The sequence below is a fragment of the Streptomyces sp. NPDC017991 genome (assembly GCF_044328075.1).
In the GTDB taxonomy this organism is placed as follows: domain Bacteria; phylum Actinomycetota; class Actinomycetes; order Streptomycetales; family Streptomycetaceae; genus Streptomyces.
In genome coordinates, this window is the sequence record NZ_JBIRGP010000003.1 from 170938 (window position 1) to 194050 (window position 23113).

General features: G+C 71.7%; 22 protein-coding genes. 11 read left to right on the plus strand and 11 right to left on the minus strand.

Annotation, left to right across the window (positions count from 1 at the left end; all coding sequences use genetic code 11):
* Positions 1–81: 81 nt before the first annotated feature.
* The gene (locus tag ACH4DZ_RS09285; protein WP_398286375.1) at positions 82–996 is read left to right on the plus strand and encodes a Bax inhibitor-1/YccA family protein; all 915 of its coding nucleotides are present in this window, start codon (positions 82–84) and stop codon (positions 994–996) included.
* A gap of 130 nt (positions 997–1126) precedes the next feature.
* On the opposite strand, the gene ACH4DZ_RS09290 is transcribed toward ACH4DZ_RS09285, so the two are convergent.
* Positions 1127–1357: a DUF4287 domain-containing protein gene (locus tag ACH4DZ_RS09290; protein ID WP_107015651.1), complete on the minus strand. Its 231-nt coding sequence runs from the start codon at positions 1355–1357 to the stop codon at positions 1127–1129.
* Between the two features lie 104 nt (positions 1358–1461).
* Here ACH4DZ_RS09290 and ACH4DZ_RS09295 point away from each other — a divergent pair, with 104 nt between their 5' ends.
* The gene (locus tag ACH4DZ_RS09295) at positions 1462–1773 is read left to right on the plus strand and encodes a hypothetical protein (protein ID WP_398286377.1); all 312 of its coding nucleotides are present in this window, start codon (positions 1462–1464) and stop codon (positions 1771–1773) included.
* Between the two features lie 9 nt (positions 1774–1782).
* Here ACH4DZ_RS09295 and ACH4DZ_RS09300 read toward each other — a convergent pair whose 3' ends face one another.
* The 3 genes from ACH4DZ_RS09300 to ACH4DZ_RS09310 all read right to left on the minus strand — a co-directional run bounded on the left by ACH4DZ_RS09300 (position 1783) and on the right by ACH4DZ_RS09310 (position 5343).
* A complete protein-coding gene (locus ACH4DZ_RS09300) occupies positions 1783–2574 on the minus strand; it encodes a hypothetical protein (RefSeq protein WP_398286378.1) in 792 nt (263 codons plus the stop codon).
* Positions 2575–2857: 283 nt separating this feature from the next.
* Positions 2858–4078 (minus strand): acetyl-CoA C-acetyltransferase, encoded by a 1221-nt coding sequence (locus tag ACH4DZ_RS09305; protein ID WP_398286379.1) that lies wholly within the window; start codon positions 4076–4078, stop codon positions 2858–2860.
* A gap of 248 nt (positions 4079–4326) precedes the next feature.
* Positions 4327–5343, minus strand: a complete 1017-nt coding sequence (locus tag ACH4DZ_RS09310; protein WP_398286380.1) for an SGNH/GDSL hydrolase family protein — start codon at positions 5341–5343, stop codon at positions 4327–4329.
* 145 nt (positions 5344–5488) lie between these two features.
* Here ACH4DZ_RS09310 and ACH4DZ_RS09315 point away from each other — a divergent pair, with 145 nt between their 5' ends.
* Positions 5489–6880: a cystathionine beta-synthase gene (locus ACH4DZ_RS09315; protein ID WP_398286381.1), complete on the plus strand. Its 1392-nt coding sequence runs from the start codon at positions 5489–5491 to the stop codon at positions 6878–6880.
* Positions 6881–7361: 481 nt separating this feature from the next.
* Here ACH4DZ_RS09315 and ACH4DZ_RS09320 read toward each other — a convergent pair whose 3' ends face one another.
* Positions 7362–7787 (minus strand): hypothetical protein, encoded by a 426-nt coding sequence (locus ACH4DZ_RS09320; RefSeq protein ID WP_398287052.1) that lies wholly within the window; start codon positions 7785–7787, stop codon positions 7362–7364.
* Positions 7788–8005: 218 nt separating this feature from the next.
* Here ACH4DZ_RS09320 and ACH4DZ_RS09325 point away from each other — a divergent pair, with 218 nt between their 5' ends.
* The 3 genes from ACH4DZ_RS09325 (at position 8006) to ACH4DZ_RS09335 (ending at position 11290) form a co-directional block, all read left to right on the plus strand.
* A complete protein-coding gene (locus tag ACH4DZ_RS09325; protein ID WP_398286382.1) occupies positions 8006–9565 on the plus strand; it encodes an aromatic amino acid ammonia-lyase in 1560 nt (519 codons plus the stop codon).
* Positions 9562–10587, plus strand: coding sequence for a MurR/RpiR family transcriptional regulator (locus ACH4DZ_RS09330; protein WP_398286383.1), 1026 nt, complete (start codon positions 9562–9564; stop codon positions 10585–10587). Before ACH4DZ_RS09325 ends, ACH4DZ_RS09330 begins: the two co-directional genes overlap by 4 nt.
* 118 nt (positions 10588–10705) lie before the next feature.
* Entirely contained in the window at positions 10706–11290 is a 585-nt protein-coding gene (locus ACH4DZ_RS09335) for a hypothetical protein (protein ID WP_398286384.1), read from the plus strand.
* A 66-nt stretch (positions 11291–11356) separates the two neighbouring features.
* On the opposite strand, the gene ACH4DZ_RS09340 is transcribed toward ACH4DZ_RS09335, so the two are convergent.
* From ACH4DZ_RS09340 to ACH4DZ_RS09360, 5 genes are all read right to left on the minus strand, one after another.
* Positions 11357–11731: a hypothetical protein gene (locus ACH4DZ_RS09340; RefSeq protein WP_398286385.1), complete on the minus strand. Its 375-nt coding sequence runs from the start codon at positions 11729–11731 to the stop codon at positions 11357–11359.
* A 122-nt stretch (positions 11732–11853) separates the two neighbouring features.
* Positions 11854–12327: a roadblock/LC7 domain-containing protein gene (locus tag ACH4DZ_RS09345; RefSeq protein WP_398286386.1), complete on the minus strand. Its 474-nt coding sequence runs from the start codon at positions 12325–12327 to the stop codon at positions 11854–11856.
* Positions 12328–12365: 38 nt separating this feature from the next.
* On the minus strand, positions 12366–13175 hold the full coding sequence (locus ACH4DZ_RS09350; RefSeq protein WP_398287053.1) for a transcriptional regulator: 810 nt from the start codon (positions 13173–13175) through the stop codon (positions 12366–12368).
* 122 nt (positions 13176–13297) lie between these two features.
* Positions 13298–13696: a hypothetical protein gene (locus ACH4DZ_RS09355; RefSeq protein WP_328494507.1), complete on the minus strand. Its 399-nt coding sequence runs from the start codon at positions 13694–13696 to the stop codon at positions 13298–13300.
* Between the two features lie 184 nt (positions 13697–13880).
* Positions 13881–15311, minus strand: a complete 1431-nt coding sequence (locus ACH4DZ_RS09360) for a diaminopimelate decarboxylase (protein WP_398286387.1) — start codon at positions 15309–15311, stop codon at positions 13881–13883.
* Between the two features lie 155 nt (positions 15312–15466).
* Between ACH4DZ_RS09360 and hutU the strand changes: the two genes are divergently transcribed.
* The 4 genes from hutU to hutI all read left to right on the plus strand — a co-directional run bounded on the left by hutU (position 15467) and on the right by hutI (position 21202).
* The gene (gene hutU, locus ACH4DZ_RS09365; RefSeq protein WP_398286388.1) at positions 15467–17140 is read left to right on the plus strand and encodes a urocanate hydratase; all 1674 of its coding nucleotides are present in this window, start codon (positions 15467–15469) and stop codon (positions 17138–17140) included.
* 146 nt (positions 17141–17286) lie between these two features.
* Positions 17287–18570, plus strand: coding sequence for an allantoate amidohydrolase (locus tag ACH4DZ_RS09370; protein WP_398286390.1), 1284 nt, complete (start codon positions 17287–17289; stop codon positions 18568–18570).
* An 11-nt stretch (positions 18571–18581) separates the two neighbouring features.
* A complete protein-coding gene (locus ACH4DZ_RS09375; RefSeq protein WP_398286391.1) occupies positions 18582–19943 on the plus strand; it encodes a formimidoylglutamate deiminase in 1362 nt (453 codons plus the stop codon).
* A gap of 50 nt (positions 19944–19993) precedes the next feature.
* The gene (hutI, locus tag ACH4DZ_RS09380; RefSeq protein WP_398286392.1) at positions 19994–21202 is read left to right on the plus strand and encodes an imidazolonepropionase; all 1209 of its coding nucleotides are present in this window, start codon (positions 19994–19996) and stop codon (positions 21200–21202) included.
* 195 nt (positions 21203–21397) lie between these two features.
* Here the strand turns inward: hutI and ACH4DZ_RS09385 are convergent, their stop codons facing one another.
* Positions 21398–22027 (minus strand): TetR/AcrR family transcriptional regulator, encoded by a 630-nt coding sequence (locus ACH4DZ_RS09385; RefSeq protein WP_398286393.1) that lies wholly within the window; start codon positions 22025–22027, stop codon positions 21398–21400.
* Between the two features lie 82 nt (positions 22028–22109).
* Between ACH4DZ_RS09385 and ACH4DZ_RS09390 the strand changes: the two genes are divergently transcribed.
* Complete coding sequence (locus ACH4DZ_RS09390; protein ID WP_398286394.1) at positions 22110–22982, plus strand: ketopantoate reductase family protein; 873 nt, start codon at positions 22110–22112, stop codon at positions 22980–22982.
* The last annotated feature ends 131 nt before the right edge of the window (positions 22983–23113 follow it).

The following is a 23113-nucleotide window of genomic DNA, read 5'->3' on the forward strand; positions in this document are numbered from 1 at the left end:
CCTCTCAGGCACTGGATGCATTCTTTTGCCTACCCATTACTCTTGAGCCAAGGCCGCGCAAGGTGGCCATGGAGGAGTGAAATGAGGAGCAGCAACCCGGTCTTCTCGCGACGGGGGTTCAGCCGCGACAACGGCTACGCGGGCTTCAACGCGGCGCCGCAGGCCGGGGGCCCCGCTGTCGGAACGCAGGGGAACCCGTACGCACAGGGTGCCCCCGGTGCCCCGCAGAGCGGCGACCCGTACGCGCAGAATCCTTACGCTCAGAACCCGTACGCACAGCAGGACCTGCAGCACGGCGCGCCGCCGCAGGCCCCGCCCGCCGCCGGCCGCATGACGATGGACGACGTCGTCGCGCGGACGGCCATGACCCTCGGTACCGTCACCGTCGGTGCCGTGCTCGCCTGGGTCCTGCTGCCGGTCACGTCGAGCAGCTTCGGCCTGGCCATCGGCTCGGCGCTCATCGCGATGGTCTTCGCGCTGGTCCAGGCCTTCAAGCGCAAGGCCTCACCCCTGCTGATCCTGGCGTACGCCGCCTTCGAGGGCGTGTTCCTCGGCGTGATCAGCGAGATGTACAACAGCAGGTGGTCCGGCGCGCCCTTCCAGGCCGTGCTCGGCACCATGGCCGTCTCCGGCGCCACCCTGCTGATCTACAAGGCGGGCTGGATCCGGGTCACCGCGAGGTACGCGCGCATCGGTATGGCCATCGCGATCGCCTTCGTGCTGGTCATGGCGGTCAACCTGCTGCTGGTCGTCTTCGGTGTCGCCGACGACGGCGGGCTGCGCAGCATGGGCCCGCTCGGCGCGATCGTCGGCATCCTGGCGATCGTCCTGGGCGCGTTCTTCCTGACGCTCGATTTCAAGCAGATCGAGGACGGCATCGCCTACGGCGCGCCGCGTGACGAGGCCTGGCTGGCCGCGTTCGGTCTGACCATGAGCCTCGTCTGGATCTACCTGGAGATGCTGCGGCTGGTGGCGATCTTCAGTGGCAACGACTAGCTCGGCCTAGGCGCCTGCGCTCCGCGTGAGCGAGGGACACGACGAAGGGCCCCGCGAACCTCGGTTCGCGGGGCCCTTCATTCTTTTTCGGCGCAGGGCCTTTTGGTGCGGGAGCGGAGTGAAGGCGCGCTCAACGCAGGTTGCGCGCGGCTCTCCTCAGGTCGTACTCGTGGATGATCGCCTTGGCGTGGCCGTACGCGAGGTCGTGCTCGGCACGGAGCCAGCTGACCTTCTCCTCGAAGCGGTGGAGTGCGGGGCCTTCGTCGACGGTGCGCAGCCAGTCGGAGATCTCACGACCGGTGCAATGGGGGATGCGGGCGAGCAGATTGCGATGGGTCTCCGCGGAGAAGACTTGGGACATCGGCGCCTCCGGACGCAAAGGGGATGTAAGCCGGTCCTTCACGCCACCGTGCCTGAGCGTTCGGTCGTTGGCAACAGTCCGGTTGCGACGCGTAGTCTCGCGACGTGCTTGATACGACGCCGTTGACACGTGCCGTGGACCACTTCGCCGACCGGCTGCGGGCCGCGCCGCAGAGCCGGCTGCAACGGGGGGCCGCGGCCGAGGCACTGGGCCTGGCCAGGGAGTTGGCCCTGCGCGCCCAGCGGCTTGAGAACCCCGGGCAGGCCCCCCGGGAGATGCCGGACGCGGGCATGTTCGCGTCGGCGGATCAGATCACGGTGGCCGTGCACGACCTCGCACTCGTACTGAGGACCGAGGCGGAACTGGCGGAGGCGCTGGTGCTCGTGGAGGAGGCGCAGAAGAGGGCGGGTGTGTGACGCGGACGGTTACAACGACGCTATGACGCGGTCCGCCAGGACGTAGACGTTCTCCTGGCCGCACTCGAAGGTGAGCGCGTAGGCGCCCGAGACTCCCGAGCCGCCGAGCAGGACCGGCGGGTGCCCGGTGCGCAGGGACTCGGCAAGGCGTTCGGCGGTCTCGCGGTGGCCAGGGGTCATGCAGAGGGTGGTGCCGTCGGCGAAGACGTACACGTCGAGAGTGCCGAGGGGGCCGGGGCGGACGTCCGCCAACTCCGTACGGGAGTCGGCCAGTTCCTCAAGGCAGGACACCGTGCGCTCGTGGTCGTTCACCATGGGCGACTGGACCGGGACGAAGTCCGGGTGCGAGGGGTGGCGCCGGCGGGCCGCGGCCAGCTCGGCGGAGTCGCCGGAGAACTCGTCGGTGTCGGCGGCCGGTTCGGTCACCGGCTCCAGGTGTTCGAGGCCGATGAAGTCGGCCTGGCGCGGCAGGAACAGCTCGCTGTCGGGCAGACCGAGCAGCGTCGGCGCGTCGCCTGCGTCGCGTGCCTCCTGGGCGGCCCAGAACGCGCGTGCCTCGGCGAGCTCACGCTCGCGCTCCTCGGCGAGGGCCTCGGCCACGGCGGCCCGTATCTCGTCCGCGTCGGCGGCTCCGCGGGCGGCCGGTACGAGGCCGCTGAGGGCCGTGGAGCGGCTTCTGGCGAGTTCGGTGTGCAGGTCCGCCACCTGTCGGCGCAGGGCCAGCAGGGTGCGCAGAACGGCGACGCCCACGGCCGTGGTGGTGGCTGTGGCGAGCAGCAGAGCGAGAAACGTGGTGCTCACTGACGTACTCCCGGTTCAAAGTCGACCCCCGACTTCCTACATCAGCTTGAAGGGTGGACTAACCAGCTGTCAGTGCGTAACGTCACGAAAAGGACAGGACTTTAGCCCCGACGTTTCCCTGTGGACCGGCTCTGACCTGCATAAATCCCTCCCCGAAGGGAGTTAGGTCACATCCTGGGGGAGATTCGATCACAAAACGACCCAGAGCCCCGTCGGGTGCGGGACTCCGGGTCGCTTCGTTCACCCTGCGTTCAACTGCGGTTACGGCGCGCGTGCTTGTGCGTCAGCTCAGGCGCTCGATGACCATCGCCATGCCCTGGCCGCCGCCCACGCACATCGTCTCCAGGCCGAACTGCTTGTCGTGGAACTGGAGGGAGTTGATGAGCGTGCCGGTGATGCGGGCGCCGGTCATGCCGAAGGGGTGGCCCACCGCGATCGCGCCGCCGTTCACGTTCAGCTTCTCCAGCGGGATCTCCAGGTCGCGGTAGGAGGGGATCACCTGGGCGGCGAACGCCTCGTTGATCTCGAACAGGTCGATGTCGTCGACCGTCAGGCCGGCGCGGGAGAGGGCCTGCTTCGACGCCTCCACCGGGCCCAGGCCCATGATCTCGGGGGAGAGGCCCGTGACGCCGGTCGAGACGATCCGGGCCAGCGGGGTCAGGCCGAGCTCGCGGGCCTTCGTGTCGGACATGATCACGAGGGCGGCGGCGCCGTCGTTCAGTGGGCAGCAGTTGGCCGCCGTGACCATGCCGTCGGGGCGGAAGACGGGCTTGAGGCCCGCGACGCCGTCCAGCGTGACGCCGGCGCGGGGGCCGTCGTCCTTGCTGACGACCGTGCCGTCCGGGGTGGTCACCGGGGTGATCTCGCGCTCCCAGAAGCCGTTCTTGACGGCTTCCTCGGCGAGGTTCTGCGAGCGGACACCGAACTCGTCCATGTCCTGGCGGGTGACGCCCTTGATCCGGGCGAGGTTCTCCGCGGTCTGGCCCATCGCGATGTACGCGTCCGGGACGAGGCCGTCCTCACGCGGGTCGTGCCAGGACGCGCCCTCGCTCGCGGCGACCTCGGCGGTGCGGGCCTCCGCGTCCGCGAAGAGCGGGTTGTGGGTGTCCGGGAGGCTGTCGGAGTTGCCCTTCGTGAAGCGCGACACCAGCTCGACGCCCGCCGAGATGAAGACGTCGCCCTCGCCGGCCTTGATGGCGTGCAGGGCCATGCGGGTCGTCTGGAGCGAGGAGGAACAGTAACGGGTGATCGTGCAGCCGGGGAGGTGGTCCATGCCCATCTGCACGGCCACGATGCGGCCGAGGTTGTTGCCCTGCTCGCCGCCGGGGAGGCCGCAGCCGAGCATCAGGTCCTCGATGTCCTTCGGGTCGAGCTCCGGGACCTTGGCGAGGGCCGCCTGGATGATGGTGGCGGTGAGGTCGTCGGGGCGCAGGTCCTTGAGGGAGCCCTTGAATGCGCGGCCGATGGGGGAGCGGGCGGTCGAGACGATCACGGCTTCGGGCATCTACGGCTCCATTGGCGTCGCGGGTGGATCGGGCGGACCTGCTTGGGAAGCTACCCGTCCGTATGGGTGAGGTCACGGGTGTCACGGTGTGACTCCGGCCGCACTTTCCAAGCGCTTGCTTTTTCCTTCGGATTCGGCTGCGGGTCCGGTGGGGGCGGGCCGCGCAGTTCCCCGCGCCCCTGGGTGCCCAGGGGCGCGGGGAACTGCGCAGAAGGGGGCGAGGGGGCGGAGCCCCCATGCGGTGACGGTCAGGGGGACGTCGGGGCCGGGTCGGACGCCGGGACGCGCCGACGGCGGCGCCGCTTGAGGAGGGCCCATGGCCCCCGCGGCCCCGTCGGCATGGCCGCCGCCACCTCCGTACCCGGCTCCGACGCCGCCTCCGCAGCCGCGCGTGCCACCGGCAGGAACCCCTCCCGACGGGACACGTCAGGCCGCTCCTCCTCCGCGGGCCACAACCCCAGCGCGGCGCACACCGTCGGCAGCACGGCCATCGCCGCCGTCGCGTACCCCTCCGCCGAAGGGTGGTAACTGTCGGGCCCGAACAGCTCGCGCGGGTTCTCCGCGAACTCCGGTCCCAGCAGGTCGCCCAGCGACACCGTCCGTCCGCCCTGCTCGACCGTGCCGATCGTCTGTGCCGCCGCCAGCTGACGCGAGGCCCGCCGCGCGAACCACCGCAGCGGCCGGTGGACCGGCTCGATCGTGCCCAGGTCGGGACAGGTGCCGACGATCACCTCCGCACCGGCCGTACGCAGTCGGCGTACCGCGGCCGACAGGTGACGGACCGACCGCGTCGCCGGCATCCGGTGCGTCACGTCGTTCGCGCCGACCATGATCACGCACACCTCGGGCAACCCGTCCGGATCCGCGAGGACCAGCCGGACCTGGCGGTCCAGGTCGTCGGACTGGGCGCCGGGCAGTGCCACGTTCCGCAGCCGCACCGGCCGTTCCGCCACCGCCGCGAGCCCGGACGCCAGCAGCGCGCCCGGAGTCTGCCGGGCCCGGTACACGCCCTGCCCCGCCGCCGTCGAGTCACCGAGCATCGTCAGGCGCAGCGGTTCCTCCCCACCGGCGTACACATACCCGTACAGGCCGTCCGCGCTCGGCGGGTGGGGACTGCGCCCATGACCCACCTGCCGTTTCGCCAGCTGCACCTCGGCCAGCACCACTCCGACCGCCGCCGCGCCCAACAGCCCGATCCCGCCGCCGCCGTACGCCGCGCCCGCCGCGATCCGCCGTGCCACCCTCGCCCTCGACAAGCTCGACATGCGAAGCCGCCACCTCCTTCTAGCCGTACACCCACTCCTTGCCCCGTACAGACCGTCGGCCAATCTCAACGCGGTGTGAACGCCCAGGAGGGGCTTAGGCTGACGGAACCACCCCGACCATTTCTTTTCAGCTCCGGAGACAACGGTGCAATTCCACGACTCGATGATCAGTCTCGTCGGCAACACCCCGCTGGTGAGGCTCAACAGCGTGACCGCCGGCATCCAGGCGACCGTCCTCGCGAAGGTCGAGTACTTCAACCCCGGCGGCTCCGTGAAGGACCGCATCGCCCTGCGCATGATCGAGGCCGCGGAGAAGAGCGGCGCACTGCAGCCGGGTGGCACGATCGTCGAGCCGACCAGCGGCAACACGGGTGTGGGCCTTGCCATCGTGGCCCAGACGAAGGGCTACAAATGCATCTTCGTGTGCCCCGACAAGGTGAGCACCGACAAGATCAACGTGCTGCGCGCGTACGGGGCCGAGGTCGTCGTCTGCCCGACCGCGGTCGACCCGGAGCACCCCGACTCGTACTACAACGTCTCCGACCGGCTGGTGCGGGAGACGCCCGGAGCCTGGAAGCCCGACCAGTACTCGAACGCCGACAATCCCGCCTCGCACTATCACTCCACCGGCCCTGAGCTGTGGACGCAGACGGAGGGGCGGATCACCCACTTCGTCACGGGCGTCGGCACCGGCGGCACGATCTCCGGCACCGGCCGCTACCTGAAGGACGTCAGCGAGGGCAGGGTCCAGGTCGTGGGGGCCGACCCCGAGGGGTCGGTCTACTCCGGCGGCTCCGGGCGCCCGTATCTGGTCGAGGGCGTCGGCGAGGACTTCTGGCCGACCGCGTACGACCGGACCGTCGCCGACGAGATCGTCGCCGTGTCCGACAAGGACTCCTTCCAGATGACCCGGCGCCTCGCCAAGGAGGAGGGCCTGCTCGTCGGCGGCTCCTGCGGGATGGCCGTCGTGGCCGCGCTGCGGGTCGCGGAGCGGCTCGGCCCGGACGACGTGGTCGTCGTCCTCCTCCCCGACAGCGGGCGCGGCTACCTCAGCAAGATCTTCAACGACGAGTGGATGGCCGACTACGGCTTCCTGGAGGACGAGGGCCCCAGCGCCCGCGTCGCCGACGTCCTCAGCGACAAGGCGCACGGCGCGATGCCGCACCTCGTCCACATGCACCCCGACGAGACGGTCGGCGAGGCGATCGAGGTGCTGCGCGAGTACGGCGTCTCGCAGATGCCCATCGTGAAGCCGGGCGCCGGACACCCGGACGTGATGGCCGCCGAGGTCGTGGGCTCCGTCGTCGAACGGGAGCTGCTCGACGCGCTGTTCACCCAGCGGGCCTCGCTCACCGACCCGCTGGAGAAGCACATGTCGGCGCCGCTGCCGCAGGTCGGCTCCGGTGAACCGGTCGGCGACCTGATGACCGTGCTCGGCGCGGCCGACGCCGCGATCGTCCTGGTCGAGGGCAAGCCCACCGGGGTCGTCAGCCGGCAGGACCTGCTGTCCTTCCTGGCCAAGGGTGGACGGCAGTAGAACGTCCGGTGAACCGCGCGCGCCGGAGCGGGACTTCCGGTGTGGGCGGTCACGGCGGAACTTCGTGGAAGTGGTACGAGCGCGTCACGTCCGCGCAGCACACGCTTAACACGGGTACGGCACATTGGTGGATGTCGGCAAGGGCGAGGGAAGTACCTCCCAGGCGTACAGCACTGGGGGAGGCTCCCCGCCCCGGCCGGCACCGAAACGGCGCCAAGGACCTCCGGAGCGGCTCCCGGACCTCCATGGACGCCACGGACGCGCAGCTCGGCCCTGACCCGGCTCGCGTCCCTCGCGGGGACCGCCGTCGTCCCGCCCCCCGGCAACGGGGGTGCGGCGGTCCCCGCGCAAGCTTCACGAAGGGCCCGGTACCTGCTCAGGTACCGGGCCCTTCGGCGTTCCCGTGCTGTCCTGCTTCCCGTCTGTGCTGCTTCCCGTGCCGCTCTGTTCGCCGTGCTGTCCTGTTCCCCGTGTCTCTTCGTCACCCGTCCCAGTCCGAGGTCGGCTTGGTCCTGCGCCGCCCGAAGAGGTTCGGTGAGAAGCGCGCGGCCTGGACCACGTTGACGCCGACGATGCCCGCCCAGGCGACCAGCAGGCCGGGCAGGTGGGCGACGCCGCCGCCGATGGCGGACAGGGGGACCGCGAGAACGAGGGAGACGATCCCGAATCCGAAGCGCTCGCCCCAGGAGTCCGAGGACCCCTGCGGGGAACGCGCGTCCCGGGCCACCACCATCTGCTGTTCCGCGAACTGGCGGCGCACCTGGCGGTCGACGGCGCCGTCCAGGCGCTGTTCGATCTTCTCCAGGAACGAGTCGACCAGCGCGGACTCGTAGTCGGCGCCCAGTTCCTTGCGCGCGTGCAAGGTGGCGTCGAGTTCCTTCTTGAGTTCGGGGTCGCGGGCTTCCATTCCGGTCATGCGTTCCACGGTAGGGAGCCGACACGGGCTTGGCACGGGGGTTAGCCCCCCTGTCCGCAGGCGTTTCCCGCCCGGCTGTATATAGTCATGCAGAGTTCTCTCTGTTTGAATAGCTCGTCACCGGTGCGCTGTTGATCGCGGGCTGATCGCGGGTCTCTCGTGACCGATGGGTAAGACCGAATGCCCGGTGTGAGGGGAGTCTGCGCTCTATGTCGTCTCGGGATGTGGACACGCCGAGTGCGGTGACGTACGGCCTCGTGGTGCTGGACGGTTACAGCACGGGTGTCGCCGACGTCGTACGCCTCGCCGAGGGGACCGCCCGGCCCGTTCCCGGCACCGACGCGATGAAGCGGGTCGAGGAGTCCTGGGACGCGGCCCGGCGCATCGCCGCGACCGGCCGCGTGTACGGCCGCTCCACCGGGGTCGGCGCGAACCGGAACGAGGACGTGCCCACCGAGGCCGCCGCCGAGCACGGTCTGCGCCTGCTGCGCAGCCACGCCGGAGCCATCGGGGCGGAGCTGCCCGCACGGGAGGTCCGGGCGATGCTCGCCGTGCGGGCGAACCAGCTCCTCGCGGGCGGCGCCGGCCTGCGCCCCACCGTCGTCACGGCGCTGTGCGAGGCGCTGGAGAGCGGCGCGTACCCCGTCGTGAACGAGTTCGGCTCGGTGGGGACCGGTGACATCGCGGCCCTCGCACAGGTGGGACTGGCGCTGGCGGGGGAGCACCCCTGGCGCGACGGGGCGGGGGCCGACCCGTCGGCGAGGGCGGGCGCGAGGGTCATCGAGCAGACGCGCCCGCCCGAACCGCAGCCGCTCGACAACAACGACGCCCTCGCGCTCATCAGCAGCAACGCCCTCACCCTCGGCCAGTCGGCGCTCGCCCTGCACGAACTGCGCGGGCTCATCGGCGCCACCCAGGTCGTCGCCGCGCTGTCACTGGTAGCGGTGGACGGCTCGTACGAGGCCTACGCGGCGCCCGTCCACGCCGCCCGGCCGCACCGCGGATCGACCGAAGTGGCCCGGCGGATGCGGGAGATGATCGGCGCCCCCGACCGGCCGACCCCGCCGCTCGGACGGATCCAGGACCCGTACGGCTTCCGGTGCGTGCCGCAGATCCACGGCCCCGCGCACGACGCGGCCGACGCGCTGGAGGAGGTCCTCGCCGTCGAGATCAACGCGGCGGCCGAGAACCCGCTGATCTGCGCCGCCGACATGGCCGCCTACCACCACGGAGGCTTCTACCAGGCCCAACTCGCCCTCGCCCTCGACCACTTCAGGCTCTCCCTCACCCAGGTCGCCCGCCTCTCGACCTCACGCCTGTCGACCCTCAACGAACCCGCCTACACCCGGCTGCGCCCCTTCCTCGCCGACCACGAGCCCGCCTCCTCCGGCGTGATGATCCTGGAGTACGCCGCCGGGGCCGCCCTCGGTGACCTGCGGGCCTTCTCCGCGCCCGCCTCGCTCGGCCACGCTGTACTCTCCCGGGGCGTCGAGGAGCAGGCGAGTTTCGCCTCGCTCGCCGCACGTCAGACCCTGCGCGCGTGCAGCGCGTACCGTCTCGTGGTCGGCTGCGAACTCGTGGCCGCCGTACGGGCGTTGCGCCAGCGCGGCCTGCGTCCCGACCCGGATCTGCCGGTGGGCAGGGCACTGGAGATCGCCGAGTCGGTGCTCGACGCGGACGCGACCGACCGGCCGCTCACGGACGACGTGACGGCGGCGGCCGGGCTGCTCGACCGGTTCACGGACATCTGGAGTGGGGGCACGGCATGAGCGTGGACGGGAACACGGGCGTGAATATGGGCATGGACAGGGACAGGGACACGGGCCCGGACCGCGGCGATGCGCACGACGCCGGCGATGCGCACGATGCGAGCGATGCGGGGACGGATGACCGGAGCGCGGGCGCGGGCGCGGGCGGGGGCAGGGACGGGGACGGGGGCAGCGGGGGCGCCGGGGTGACCGACGCTCCCGCCGGGCGGTTGCAGGCCCTCTTCGAGGGGCACCGGCTGACGCCCACCCAGCGGCGCATCGCCCACAGCATGGTGCGCCGGGCCGCCGACGTGCCGTTCCTGTCGAGCGTGGAGCTGGCCGAACTCGCCGGCGTCAGCCAGCCGTCCGTCACCCGCTTCGCCGTCGCCCTCGGCTTCGACGGCTACCCGGCGCTGCGCAAGCACCTGCGGGAGGTCGCTCCGGCCGAACCCGCCCCGGACACCGGCTCGTACAACGAGTACCAGCAGGCCGTCGAGGCCGAGATCGAGAACCTCCGCCATCTCGCCTCCGTGCTCGCGGACCCGCGCCCCGTCGAACGGGCCGGCCGGCTGCTCGCCGCCTCCCGCCCCCTGCCGGTGCTCGGGCTGCGGGCCGCCGCGTCCCAGGCGTACGGCTTCGCGTACTTCGCGGCCAAGGTCCATCCGGACGTCCGGCTGCTGCACGAGGGCGGCACGATGCTCCACGACCGCATCGACGCGGCGGTACGGGCCGGGGCCCGCACGCTGCTGTGCTTCGCGCTGCCCCGCCACCCACGGGAGGTCGTGGACACCCTCGCCTACGCGAAGGAGGCCGGGCTGACCGTCGTCACCGTCGCGGACTCCGCGTTCGCGCCGGTCGCCAAGGTGTCCGACCTGCTGCTGCCCGCCGCCGTCGGAACGGGCCTCGCCTTCGACACCGCCTGCGCGCCGATGCTGCTCGGACGGGTGCTGCTGGAGGCGATGTGCGACGGACTGCCGGACGCCCAGGCACGCCTTGAGGAGTTCGACGCGCGGGCCGCGGCGCGGGGCCTGTTCGTCGAGTAGCGGCACCCGGGAAGCGGAGTACCGGCGCCCGGCCTCTTTTTCGGAACTCTCTCAGGTGTGTCTCACGTTCGGCCGCTACTCTGCCCGCCACAACAGGCGTCTGGTGAGGAGGCGGATCGTGGCGCGCGGAGGGCAGGGACTTGCTCGGGTGGCCGTCGTCGTACGGGCCGGAGCGGCACCGCTGGGCTGGCTCGGGGTCGTGGCGGCGGGAGTGGGCGTACTGGTGCCCGGGATCACGGGACGGCGGATCGGGGTGCTGGCGGGAGCCGCGCTCTTCCTGATCACCGCGGCCGTCGTCCTGCTGACGCGCCGGAAACGGTACGTGGCGCTGGCCCGCGGCGCCGACCGCGCGAGCAAACACGACGTGCTGCAGGACCGGGCGGTGTCCGTACGGAACTGGCGCCGGGGGCACCGCTGGTGGGTGCTCCTCGCCTTCGCCGTGGCACTGGGCTCCGCGTTCGCCGTGCCGGCCGCCGGCGGGATGCTGCTCGCCGGCGCCGGAGTGGGCCTCCGTCTCAAGGCGGCCTGGATCGGCCGGCTCGAACGGGCGGCCGAGTCGCTCCTGTGGGTGCGGGTCGACTGGCTCGGCCGTGGTGCGGGCGTCCCGGCGGGCAAGCGCGTCAAGGGCTACCGGGCCACCGGAATCGCCGCGGGCGACGCCGCGCCCGGTGGGGCGCGGCGTCGGGGCGGGGTACTGGTCTGATCCCCTCGGATCTCGCCCCGCCGGTTCTCCGCTGGATCCGTCGGACCTCTCAGACCTCTTGGCCTGTCAGACCTCCAGGTCGCCTTCGATCTTCTTCAACTGGTGCCGTGCCATGGCCAGGTTGGCGCGTTTGGCGTCGAGCACCAGGTAGAGGAAGAGCCCGTTGCCGCCGCGGCCCTTGATCAGCCGGATCAGGTGGTACTGGTCGGACAGCGTGATCAGGATGTCCTCGATCTCGCCCTTCAGACCCAGGTGCTCCATGGTGCGGATCTTGGCGCGGACGACGTCGGTGTTGCCGGCCGCGGCGACCGTGAGGTCGAAGCTCTTGCTGCCGCCGATCGTGCCCAGCGCCATACCGGTGGTGTAGTCGACGAGGGCGGCTCCGGTCGCGCCCTCGATGGAGGCCAGGGTCTCTTTCAATGCGGTCTCGGTGTTGGCCATGGTTGTGCCGGTCCTTTCGGTTCGGGTTGGTTCGGGTCGGTTCATGTTGGTTCGGGTTTGTTCGGGTTGGCTCATAGCGGTTTTGGTCGGGCTGGGGCTGGGCTGGGGCGGGGCGGCCGGGTTCAGCGGCTCTCACCGGTCGGCCCGGGAAGCGGGCGTGGGGTGCGCGCGGTCCTGGTGCGGGGTGTGAGGGCCTTCGGGGCGGGCCGTGCCGGCTGGGCCTCGGCGGCGGCCTCGACGAGTTCGCCGATCCGGGTGCCGGAGCGGCGCCCTTCGAGGTGCAGCCGGCCGACGTTCGCCCGGTCGCCCGCCAGCAGCGTCAGTACGGCGGAGGGTCCCGCCGCGTAGGTCGCCACATAGCCGTGCTCGCCGCGTACCAGCAGTTCGCGGAAGTCGCCCCGTCCGGTCGCGTCCGCCACGCGGAGGGCGACCCCCAGTGCGGCGGCGGTGAGGGCGGCCAGCCCCTCCGGCTCCACGCCCGGAGTGTCCTGGGCCAGTACCAGGCCGTCGACGCTGGCCGCGAGCGCGCCCGTCAGCTGGGGCACCCGGGCCCGTAACCGGTGCAGTTCGTCGAGGACTTCGGCCTCCGCCGCCATCAGTTGTCTCCTCTCGGCACGCTGTCGGAGCGCGCGGATCACAAGGCCTCCAATGCGTCTCTGAGCCGGCGCAGCAGGGCCACGTCGGGATCCGCCGACGCCTGCGCGGCCTGCGCCGCCTCGGCGGTCACAGTGGAGACGGGGGACTCGGGGGACTCGGGGGACACGGGGTGTACGGGAGGTACGGCTGTTTCCGGTGTCCGGCACTCGACCGTCCGCGCGCGGGTCGTCACGATCCCGGCTGCCGCCAGCCGGCGGACGTCGACCAGCGTGTGGAATCCCGGTCGGCCGAGGACCCGTGAGATGTCCGAGACCGTGCGCTCCCCGTCGACCTGGTCGAGAACCGTGCGCTGACGCGGCGGAAGGGCCACGTCGACGGCACGGGCGGTCCGGACGAGTTCCGCGGTGTCCGTGTCCGCGTCCGGCCAGATGCGGTGCAGCAGCGCGCGGCGCCGCAGCGTCTCGCGCTCCACCGCGTCCACGGTCACCGGCCGTACGGGGCCTATCCAGTGCGCGACCCCGTACCTGAACCGCGCCGGGTTGCTGCTCGCGCCGAGCGTGAAGAACGCGGCGTCGTACAGCGCCCCCAGATGGCACAGCTCCAGGGCGCCCGCGGCCAGCCGCCCGCTGTCCACCAGGAACCGTCCGACGCGGCGTTCGGCGCCCGCCTCCGAGACCGCCTCCCACCAACCGTCGGACCCCAGTGCCCCGCGCCTGGTGAGCAGGATGTCCAGCCCGGGGGTCGCGGGGCTCTCGGCGTGCACCACCTGGCCCTCGACCAGGTACAGCACGCCACGATCCCGTGTCAGTACGCCGGTGGCGCGCTCCTCCGCGAGCCGGCTGAGCATGGGACTGAGCACGGGCGGGACCGAGGACTGCCGATCCGCGCCGTCCAGGTCGGCGGGTGGGTCGGCGGGCGGGCCGGGGTCGGGTCTGCCCAGTCCCGGCAGCGGGCCTGCTTCCATCGTGGTCACCCCACCACCAGCCGTTCCGCCATCTCGCCCAGGCGTATTCGGGCCAGCGCGAGATTGCCGTCCGAACGTCCCAGCCACAGATGCAGGAACACACTGCTGTCGAAGGTCGTCCGGACGAAACGCAGGACGTGATAGCTGTCCCTGTTGCTGATGATGAGGTCCTCCACCGGCGGCTGCCCGCCGGACCAGTCGGCTCCTTCCTCGGGTGCGAAGGCCTTGTGTTCCGCGGCGAGCCGGGCGAGTTCCGCCGACTCGGCCGCGGTGGCCTCGTGATCCCCGTTCGGTGAGTCCCCGACCGTGCCCAGAGCCAGTCCGCTGGTCCAGTCGACCACCGAGGCTCCCCGGGCTCCGGGCAGTCTCATGGCCTCCAGCAGGCACTCGTCGATTCCGGGCACGGTGCTTCCCTCCCGCCCGTCGGTTCAGCTGAGTGACGCAGAAGCTACGCAACGTGTGCGTGACGAGTGAGAGATAGGGCATTTTCCTGTGGAACATGCCAGTTGCTGGCTAGTGTGGGTCGATTGCCCTGAAGATAATCAGACCTCAGATCTCAGGCCTTCGGGCTTTTCCCGGTCCGCGGATTCAATCCGGTCGCACCGGGGCCCCGTCGGTCAACGCCTCCGTGTACGCCCCTCCCGACTCCGCCACGAGTTCGTCGATCGTCTGTGCCGCGCGGACCGTCGCGAACCGCACCCCGCCTGCCCCGTCCGGACCGAAGCCGTGAACGGCGGGCCGCGCGAGCGAGTTGTACCCGTAGTGGTGTGCGAAGTAGTACGCCCCCGTGTCCAGCGCGGCCGCGTAGTCGCCCTGTTCGAGCAGCGGCATCGACCGGCCCTCCGCCAGCAGGTCACCCGCGAAGCACGCGGGTCCCGCCACGTCCTGCACCACGTCGGGCCCCGACTTCGGCCGTCCCTTGGCGTCGTACGCGGCCACCCGCAGCGGCCAGGACTCCGGGGCGTACACCGTGCGGGCCGCCACCTGAACTCCCGCGTGCGTCACCGCGATGGCCCGCCCGCCCGCCGACTTCGCGTACTCGACGCGCGCCAGCACCACGCCGTGCTTGGCGAGCAGCGAGCGCCCGAACTCCGTGACCAGCCCGTACCGTCCGTCGAACAGCCCCGGCACGGTCGAGGCGAGGAGCCGTGCGTACTCCTCGTAGGTCGGGGTGTGGGCGTCCGAGCCGAAGTTCACCGGCAGGCCGCCGCCGATGTCGAGCGTGTCGATCCGCCTGTGCCCGGCCCGCTCGTTGATCTCCTCCGCGAGCGCGTACACCTCGGCCACCCCGCGTGCCATCAGCTCCAGCGGCATTCCCTGCGAACCCGAGTGCGTGTGCAGCCGGGTCAGCCACGGCCGGTCCAGGTAGGCGCGAACGACCCACTCGCGCGCCCCCTCGTCCCGCAGCGCGACCCCGAACTTCGAGGTCGCCGTCGCCGTGGACAGTGCCCCGATCGAACCCCCGCCGACCTGCGGGTTCACCCGCAGCCCCAGAGGTGAGCGGGTCGACGCCGAGCCGACCAGCGCGTCGATCCGCGTCAGCTCCTGGGGGTTGTCCGCGTTGACCGCGATGCCCAGTGCGAGCGCCTCGCGCAGCTCCGAGGGGGTCTTCGCGGGCGAGTCGAGGACCGTACGGGACGGGGGCGCCCCGGCCGCACGGGCGAGGGCCAGTTCGCCGGGGCTCGCGACCTCCATGCCGATGCCCTCCCGGTGCAGCAGCCGCAGCACGGGGACGAGCGGGGTCGCCTTCACCGCGAACGCGTGCAGTACGGGCGTACCCGGTGCGGTCACCGCGTCGAAGGCCCCCCGCAGGGCCGCCACGGAGGCCCGGATTCCGGTGGTGTCGAGGAGCGCGACGAGGGGAGTGGACGGGCCGACGAGTCCCTGTTCAACGGCGGCGCGAACGGCCTCGTGGCGCCGCGCGGCCCCCTCCGTCCGTTCGCCGGTCGTGTCTGTGCCCGTGTCCCTGCTCGTGTCGCTGTCCCTGTCCGCGTCCCCTGAGCCTGTGTATGCAGCCATGCATCCAGCCAAACACCCGTACGGCGCCCCTGCTGGCCCACGAGGGTATTGACTAGTTCTATTCAGGAGATCAGGATGTGAATATCCGCTGTGCCGCTGTACCGCTGTATGAACGGCATCACCCGGAGCACTCACCCGTCGCCAGGAGGCAGACCATGTCAGGACCCCGCCCCGTCCGAGCGCCGCGCGGAACGGAACTGAGCGCCCTGGGATGGCAGCAGGAAGCCGCTCTGCGGATGCTGCAGAACAACCTCGACCCCGAGGTCGCCGAGCACCCCGACAAGCTCGTCGTCTACGGCGGCACCGGCAAGGCCGCCCGCGACTGGCGCTCCTACGACGCCATGGTCCGTACGCTGCGGACGCTGAAGCAGGACGAGACGATGCTCGTCCAGTCCGGCCGCCCGGTGGGTGTCATGCAGACCCACGAGTGGGCGCCGCGCGTCCTCATCGCCAACTCCAACCTGGTCGGCGACTGGGCGAACTGGGAGGAGTTCCGGCGCCTCGAAGCCCTCGGCCTCACCATGTACGGCCAGATGACCGCCGGGTCGTGGATCTACATCGGCACGCAGGGCATCCTCCAGGGCACCTACGAGACCTTCTCCGCCGTCGCCGCGAAGAAGTTCGGCGGGACGCTCGCCGGGACCATCACCCTGACGGCCGGCCTCGGCGGCATGGGCGGCGCCCAGCCGCTCGCCGTGACGATGAACGACGGCGTCGCGATCTGTGTCGACGTCGACCCGCGCGCCATCGAGCGCCGCATCGAGCACCGGTACCTGGACGTACGGGCCGACTCCCTGGAGCACGCCCTCCAGCTCGCCGTGGAGGCGCGGGACGCCCGCCGCCCGCTCTCCATCGGCCTGCTCGGCAACGCAGCCGAACTGCTGCCGAGGATGCTCGCCGAGGGCGCCCCGATCGACATCGTGACCGACCAGACCTCGGCCCACGACCCGCTGGCCTACCTGCCCGTGGGCGTCGAACTCGACGACATGGCCGCGTACGCCGCGAAGGACCCGGCCGGCTTCACCACCCGGGCCCGTGAGTCCATGGCGCGGCACGTGGAGGCCATGGTGGGCTTCATGGACGCCGGCGCCGAGGTCTTCGACTACGGCAACTCCATCCGGGGTGAGGCCCAACTCGCCGGATACGAGCGGGCGTTCGCCTTCCCCGGCTTCGTGCCCGCCTACATCCGGCCGCTGTTCTCCGAGGGCAGGGGCCCCTTCCGCTGGGCGGCGCTGTCCGGTGAGGCGTCCGACATCCACAAGACGGACAAGGCGATCCTCGATCTCTTCCCGGCGGCCGAGTCCGTTCAGAACGCGTCCCTCCACCGCTGGATCAAGCTGGCCGGCGAACGCGTCCACTTCCAGGGCCTGCCCGCCCGGATCTGCTGGCTCGGCTACGGCGAGCGGGACATGGCGGGCGAGCGCTTCAACGACATGGTCGCCTCGGGTGAGCTGGCCGCTCCCCTGGCCATCGGCCGCGACCACCTCGACTGCGGTTCCGTCGCCTCCCCGTACCGCGAGACCGAGGCCATGCTCGACGGCTCGGACGCGATCGCTGACTGGCCTTTGCTGAACGCGATGGTGAACGTGGCTTCCGGCGCGTCCTGGGTGTCCATCCACCACGGTGGCGGTGTGGGCATGGGGCGCTCCATCCACGCGGGGCAGGTGTCGGTGGCCGACGGCACGAAGCTGGCCGGCGAGAAGCTTCGCCGTGTCCTGACGAACGACCCCGGGATGGGTGTCATCCGGCATGTCGACGCCGGGTACGACATCGCGGAGACGGTCGCTGTTGAGCGTGGCGTGCGGGTTCCCATGCGGGAGGGCGAGTGAGTCCGCAGTCGCGTGACGGGGGCGGAGCCCCCGGGCCCGGCCAGGGGCTCCGCCCCCGGACCCCCGATCGGCCTGAACGGCCTCGTCCTCAAGCGCCGGACGGGCTGGTGGGGCCTGAGCGGTCTCGTCGGCAGGCGGCGGGTGGGATGGATGTGCCTGAGCGACCGCGTTCTCAAACGGCGGACGGGCCGAAGGGTTCCTCCTTTCTGTCTATGTGGCGGGAGTTGGAGTCCATCGGGCGGCATACCGGGTCCGGTGGGTACCGGCGGTTCGCCTGGACCGGGGCCGACGCCGACTGCCGGGCCTGGTTCCGGGCGCAGGCCGAGGCACGCGGGCTCGTTCTCGAACTGGACCGGAACGGGAACCAGTGGGCCTGGCTCGGCGACCCCTCGGCGGGGGACGCCGTCGTCACCGGGTCCCACCTCGACTCGGTGCCCGACGGCGGTGCCTTCGACGGGCCCCTCGGCGTCGTGTCCTCCTTCGCCGCGCTGGACGAACTGCGCGGCCGGAACGCGCGGTTCACCAAGCCCCTCGCCATCGTGAACTTCGGTGACGAGGAAGGCGCCCGCTTCGGGCTGGCCTGTGTGGGCTCGCGGCTCACGGCCGGGGAACTCACCGTCGAGCAGGCACACCGGCTCACCGACGCCGACGGGATCACCCTCCCGCAGGCCATGGAGGCGGCGGGCCACGACCCGGACGCCATCGGGGCGGACCCCGAACGCCTGGGCTGTATCGGCGCGTTCGTCGAGCTGCACGTCGAGCAGGGGCGCGTCCTCGAACTGACCGGCGACCGGGTCGGTGTCGCCAGCGCCATCTGGCCGCACGGGCGGTGGCGGTTCGACTTCCGGGGCGAGGCCAACCACGCGGGCACCACCCGCCTCGTGGACCGCCGCGACCCCATGCTGTCGTACGCGGAGACCGTGCTCGCGGCCCGCCGGGAGGCCCAGCTCGCGGGCGCCGTGGCCACCTTCGGCAAGATCTCGGTCGAGCCGAACGGCGTCAACGCCATCCCCTCCCTCGTACGCGGCTGGCTCGACTCCCGCGCCGCCGACCAGGCGACCCTCGACACGGTCGTCCACGGCGTCGAGAAGGCGGCCCGCGAGTACGCCGACGCGCACGGCATCCACCTCGATGTCGTCCGGGAGTCGTTCACCCCGGTCGTCGAGTTCGAGCACGCCCTGCGGGACGAGATCGCCGGCCTCCTGGGCGGGGAGACGGGCAGGGACCCCGCGGACTTGAGGGTTCCAGTCCTGGGAACCGGTGCGGGACACGACGCCGGAATCCTCTCCGGTTCGATTCCCACCGCCATGCTGTTCGTACGCAACCCCACCGGGGTCTCGCACTCGCCGGCCGAGTACGCCGCCGAGGACGACTGCGCGGCCGGGGTGACCGCACTCGCCGACGTACTGGAAGGGCTGGCCTGCAAGTGAGTGAGCCGCACGTGAGCGCGCGAGGCACGACGTACTGGCTGGAGCACGCCTGGCTCGACTCCTACGTGGAGCCGGGCGTGGCCCTCGACGTGGGCGCGGACGGCCGGATCGCCGCCGTCCGCACGGGCGTCGACAGTCCACCGCCCGGAGCGGAGATCCTGCGCGGCCTGACGCTCCCCGGCCTCGCCAACACCCACAGCCACGCCTTCCACCGGGCCCTGCGCGGCACCGTCCAGGTCGGCTCCGGGACCTTCTGGACCTGGCGCGAGATCATGTACTCCGTCGCGGACCGGCTCACCCCGGACACGTACCACGCGCTCGCCCGCGCGGTGTACGCGGAGATGGCCCTCGCCGGGGTCACGGCCGTGGGCGAGTTCCACTACGTGCACCACGCACCCGGCGGCACCCCCTACGCCGACCCGAACGCCATGGGTGAGGCGCTCGTCCAGGCCGCCGCCGACGCGGGCATCCGCATCACCCTCCTCGACACCGTCTACCTCGCCGCCGGCCTGGTCGACGCGCGCAGGGGACAGCCCCCGAACCGGCACCAGCTCCGCTTCTCCGACGGCACGGCGGAAGCCTGGGCAGCACGCTGTTCAGTTCTCAAGGACCGGGATCACGCGCGGATCGGGGCCGCCATCCACTCCGTACGGGCCGTGCCCGCGGGGCAGTTGGCGACGGTGGCGCGGTGGGCCGAGGAGCGGCGTTCGCCGCTCCATGTGCACCTGTCCGAGCAGACGGCGGAGAACGACGCCTGCCTGGCGGCCCACGGCCGTACGCCCGCGCAGCTGCTCGCCGACCACGGGGTGCTCGGCCCGCGCACCACGGGCGTGCACAACACCCACCTCACCGGCGAGGACATCTCGCTGCTCGGCCGCTCGGGGACCGGCACGTGCATGTGCCCGACCACCGAGCGCGACCTCGCCGACGGCATCGGACCGGCCGTCGCCCTCCAGCAGGCGGGTTCCCCGCTGTCCCTCGGCTCCGACAGCCACGCCGTCGTCGACCTGCTCGAAGAGGCACGCGCGATGGAGCTGAACGAGCGCCTGCGCAGCCGCACCCGGGGCCACTGGACCGCGGCGGCGCTCCTTCGCGCCGCCTCCGCGGACGGCCACGCGGCCCTCGGCTGGGCCGACGCGGGCACGCTCGAAGCGGGTGCGCTCGCCGACTTCACGACGGTCGCGCTCGACTCCGTCAGGACAGCGGGAACGCTGCCGCGGCTCGGGGCCGAGACAGCCGTATTCGCCGCGACAGCGGCGGACGTGCGGCACACCGTCGTGGGCGGCCGGCACGTCGTACGAGACGGGGCGCACGCCCTTGTCCCGGACGTGCCCCGCGCCCTCGCGGACGCCATCGAAGCGCTACGAGCCTGAACGTCGGCCCCGACCGGGCTCCCTTCGCCCCGACAGCCCCCGAGGACGCCATGAGCAGCACGACCGGCACCACCAGCGGCAGCAATACCGGCAGTACGACCCTCATCACCAACATCGCCAGTCTGGTCACCAACGACTCCTCTCTCGGTGACGGCTCCCCGCTCGGTCTGATCCAGGACGCGGCCGTCGTCATCGACGGCGACCGCATCGCGTGGACCGGTGACTCAAGAAAAGCACCCGCCACTGACAATCGGGTCGACGCCGGTGGCCGCGCGGTGATCCCCGGCTTCGTGGACTCCCACTCGCACCTCGTCTTCGCGGGCGACCGCACACAGGAGTTCAACGCCCGTATGTCCGGCCGGGCCTACAGCGCAGGCGGCATCCGGACGACCGTCGCCGCCACCCGCGCGGCGACGGACGCGGAACTGGAGCGGAACCTCACCCGTTACCTCGCCGAGGCCCTGTGCCAGGGCACGACCACGTTCGAGACGAAGTCCGGCTACGGGCTGACGGTCGAGGACGAGGCGCGGGCCCTGCGCATCGCGTCCGCGCACACCGACGAGGTCACCTACCTCGGCGCGCACATCGTCTCCCCGGACCACGCGGACGACCCCGCCGCGTACGTCGCGCTCGTCACCGGCGCGATGCTGGACGCGTGTGCCCCGTACGCGCGTTGGATCGACGTCTTCTGCGAGAAGGGCGCCTTCGACGGGGAACAGGCCCGCGCGATCCTCACGGCGGGCAGGGCGAAGGGGCTGCACCCGCGCATCCACGCCAACCAGCTCTCGTACGGCCCCGGGGTGCAACTGGCGGTCGAACTGGACGCGGCCAGCGCGGACCACTGCACGCACCTCACCGACGCGGACGTGGACGCCCTCGCGAACGGCGACACGGTGGCGACGCTGCTGCCCGGCGCGGAGTTCTCCACCCGGGCGGAGTGGCCGGACGCCCGGCGCCTCCTCGACGCGGGCGTCACGGTCGCCCTGTCGACGGACTGCAACCCGGGCTCGTCCTTCACGTCGTCCGTGCCGTTCTGCATCGCGCTCGCGGTACGGGACATGGGCATGACGCCGGACGAGGCGCTGTGGTCGGCCACGGCGGGCGGTGCGGCGGCGCTCCGCCGCACCGACATCGGCCGCGTGGTCCCGGGTGCGTACGCCGACCTGGCGTTCCTCGACGCCCCGAGCCACGTGCACCTGGCGTACCGGCCGGGAGTGCCGCTGGTGCGGGAGGTCTGGCGCCGGGGCGCGCGGGTGTGACCGACGCCGAGATCCTGTGCACCCCGGCCCGCGGGGCCCGGCGGGGCAGGATGTTCCGCCGATACATCATCCGCCGACACATCATCCGGCGGAACAAGAACGCCGCCTGACCCACGACCCGCGACCCGCGCCGCCGGCCCCTGTCCTAGGTCGTCAGGTCTGGGTCGTCAGGTCTGAGTCGGCAGGTCCGGTTCGTCAGGTCCGGGTCGGTGGCGCACTCATCGCTGCCGTCAGGAACGTGATCGCCCATCGCCGGGCCGCGTCGCCCGCCATCGGGGACGCGCAGCCGGGGGAGGGCTGCTGGTGTACCTCAAGGCGGTCGACGGCCGTCACGGCAAGGATCCCCCGCATCCGGAAGCGCAGTTCCTCGGGGGAAAGGCCGGGCAGTGCGCGCGTGAAGGCCGCGAGGTAGCGCTCGCGGACCGAGTCCTCGGCCGGGCCGGTCCAGCTGCGTGCCTCCTCGGCCGGGTCGCTGAGGACCGTCACGATCAGCCGGGACGTCCGGGCGCCGCCCTCGTCGCCGGCCGGCATCCCGTCGAACAGCGGCCCCGCGAACGCCTCCACCAGTTCGCTGACCTGTGGGTCGGGGGTCCGGGCGAGCAGACGGTCGAGTCCGGCGCACTGGGCGGCGTTGAGGGGCTCGATCACGCGGCGGGCGACTGCGGCCATCAGCTCCGCCTTCGAGCCGAAGTGGTAGCCGACGGCGGCCAGGTTCGCTCCGGCGCGTGTGGTGATCGCGCGGACCGAGGTGCCGCGGTATCCGTGCTCGGCGAAGAGGTACTCGGCCGCGTCGAGGATCTGGGTGCGGGTGTCTGGGGTGGCCACATGAGGGACTTTACATATGCTTGAATGAAACGAACGTATGATTCATATGGTCGTTTGAAAGAGTCGCTGGAAGAGGTCCGACGTGAAGTTGCTCGTGTACGGCGCCGGAGTGCTCGGCAGCCAGTTCGCCGCCCGTATGCATGAGGCGGGTCACGATGTCTCGCTCCTCGCCCGGGGCGGGCGCCTGACCGCCCTGCGCCGGCACGGAGTGCAGCTCGCCGAGGAAGACAGCCCGGCTGTCAGGCGGGTGCCGGTACCGGTGGTCGAGCGCCCGGACGGCGGGTACGACCTGATCACCGTCTTCGTACGCACCCACCAGGTGGACGCGGTGCTGGAGTCGCTCGCCGGCCTCGAAGGTGACGTGCTGTTCCTCCACAACTGGGCGGCCGGCGCGCAGCCGCTGGGCGCGGTGATCGGCCATGAGCGGGTGCTGCTCGGTTTCCCCGCGAACGGCGGCACGATGGACGGCGACGTGGTCCGCTACCGCAGGAGCAGCTTCGTCACCCGCCGGGTCGCGATGCCGATCGGTGAGCCCGACGGCCGTACCACCCCGCGACTGGAACGGATCGTGGAGACGTTCCGTACCGCCGGGATCAACGCCAGGGCCGAGCCGCGGATGGGCGCCTGGCTCAGGACGCACGCCGCGTTCGAGGTCCCGCTCGGGCAGGCGGTGTACGCGGCGGGCGGCCCGATGGCGCTGGCCGACGACCCGGACGCGGTCCGCGGCATGCTGCACCTCATGCGGCAGAACCTCGCCGCGATGGGGACGCCGCCGGTACCTCGCGCGTTCGCCGTGTTGCGGGCGCTGCCGCAAGGGCTTCTCGTGGCCGTGTTCCGGCGCTTCCTGAAGAGCCCGACGGCCGTGCACAGCGGACTCAGTGACCTCTCGCCCGCCATGGCGGCGGAACTCGCGCGGCTGTCCGAACAGCTCGGTGCCCCTGCGGGAGCCCGCTGAGCGACTGTCCGTGCGCACGGGCGGGCCGCGCCACTGTTCGGGACCGCTCGACGGCCTCCGCTCAGTGCAGGAACGGCGTCGAAGCGGGGCGGAAGACGGTCTCGGCGGCCCCGCTGCCGACGGAGCCGGCT

Bases quoted from the DNA above. Each gene is read 5' to 3' on its own strand.
- ACH4DZ_RS09285 (WP_398286375.1), top strand. From the start codon at position 82: ATGAGGAGCAGCAACCCGGTCTTCTCGCGACGGGGGTTCAGCCGCGAC.
- ACH4DZ_RS09290 (WP_107015651.1), bottom strand. From the start codon at position 1,357: ATGTCCCAAGTCTTCTCCGCGGAGACCCATCGCAATCTGCTCGCCCGC.
- ACH4DZ_RS09305 (WP_398286379.1), bottom strand. From the start codon at position 4,078: ATGCCCGAAGCCGTGATCGTCTCGACCGCCCGCTCCCCCATCGGCCGC.
- ACH4DZ_RS09310 (WP_398286380.1), bottom strand. From the start codon at position 5,343: ATGTCGAGCTTGTCGAGGGCGAGGGTGGCACGGCGGATCGCGGCGGGC.
- ACH4DZ_RS09320 (WP_398287052.1), bottom strand. From the start codon at position 7,787: ATGGAAGCCCGCGACCCCGAACTCAAGAAGGAACTCGACGCCACCTTG.
- ACH4DZ_RS09325 (WP_398286382.1), top strand. From the start codon at position 8,006: ATGTCGTCTCGGGATGTGGACACGCCGAGTGCGGTGACGTACGGCCTC.
- ACH4DZ_RS09330 (WP_398286383.1), top strand. From the start codon at position 9,562: ATGAGCGTGGACGGGAACACGGGCGTGAATATGGGCATGGACAGGGAC.
- ACH4DZ_RS09340 (WP_398286385.1), bottom strand. From the start codon at position 11,731: ATGGCCAACACCGAGACCGCATTGAAAGAGACCCTGGCCTCCATCGAG.
- ACH4DZ_RS09345 (WP_398286386.1), bottom strand. From the start codon at position 12,327: ATGGCGGCGGAGGCCGAAGTCCTCGACGAACTGCACCGGTTACGGGCC.
- ACH4DZ_RS09350 (WP_398287053.1), bottom strand. From the start codon at position 13,175: ATGCTCAGCCGGCTCGCGGAGGAGCGCGCCACCGGCGTACTGACACGG.
- ACH4DZ_RS09360 (WP_398286387.1), bottom strand. From the start codon at position 15,311: ATGGCTGCATACACAGGCTCAGGGGACGCGGACAGGGACAGCGACACG.
- hutU (WP_398286388.1), top strand. From the start codon at position 15,467: ATGTCAGGACCCCGCCCCGTCCGAGCGCCGCGCGGAACGGAACTGAGC.
- ACH4DZ_RS09370 (WP_398286390.1), top strand. From the start codon at position 17,287: ATGGATGTGCCTGAGCGACCGCGTTCTCAAACGGCGGACGGGCCGAAG.
- hutI (WP_398286392.1), top strand. From the start codon at position 19,994: ATGAGCAGCACGACCGGCACCACCAGCGGCAGCAATACCGGCAGTACG.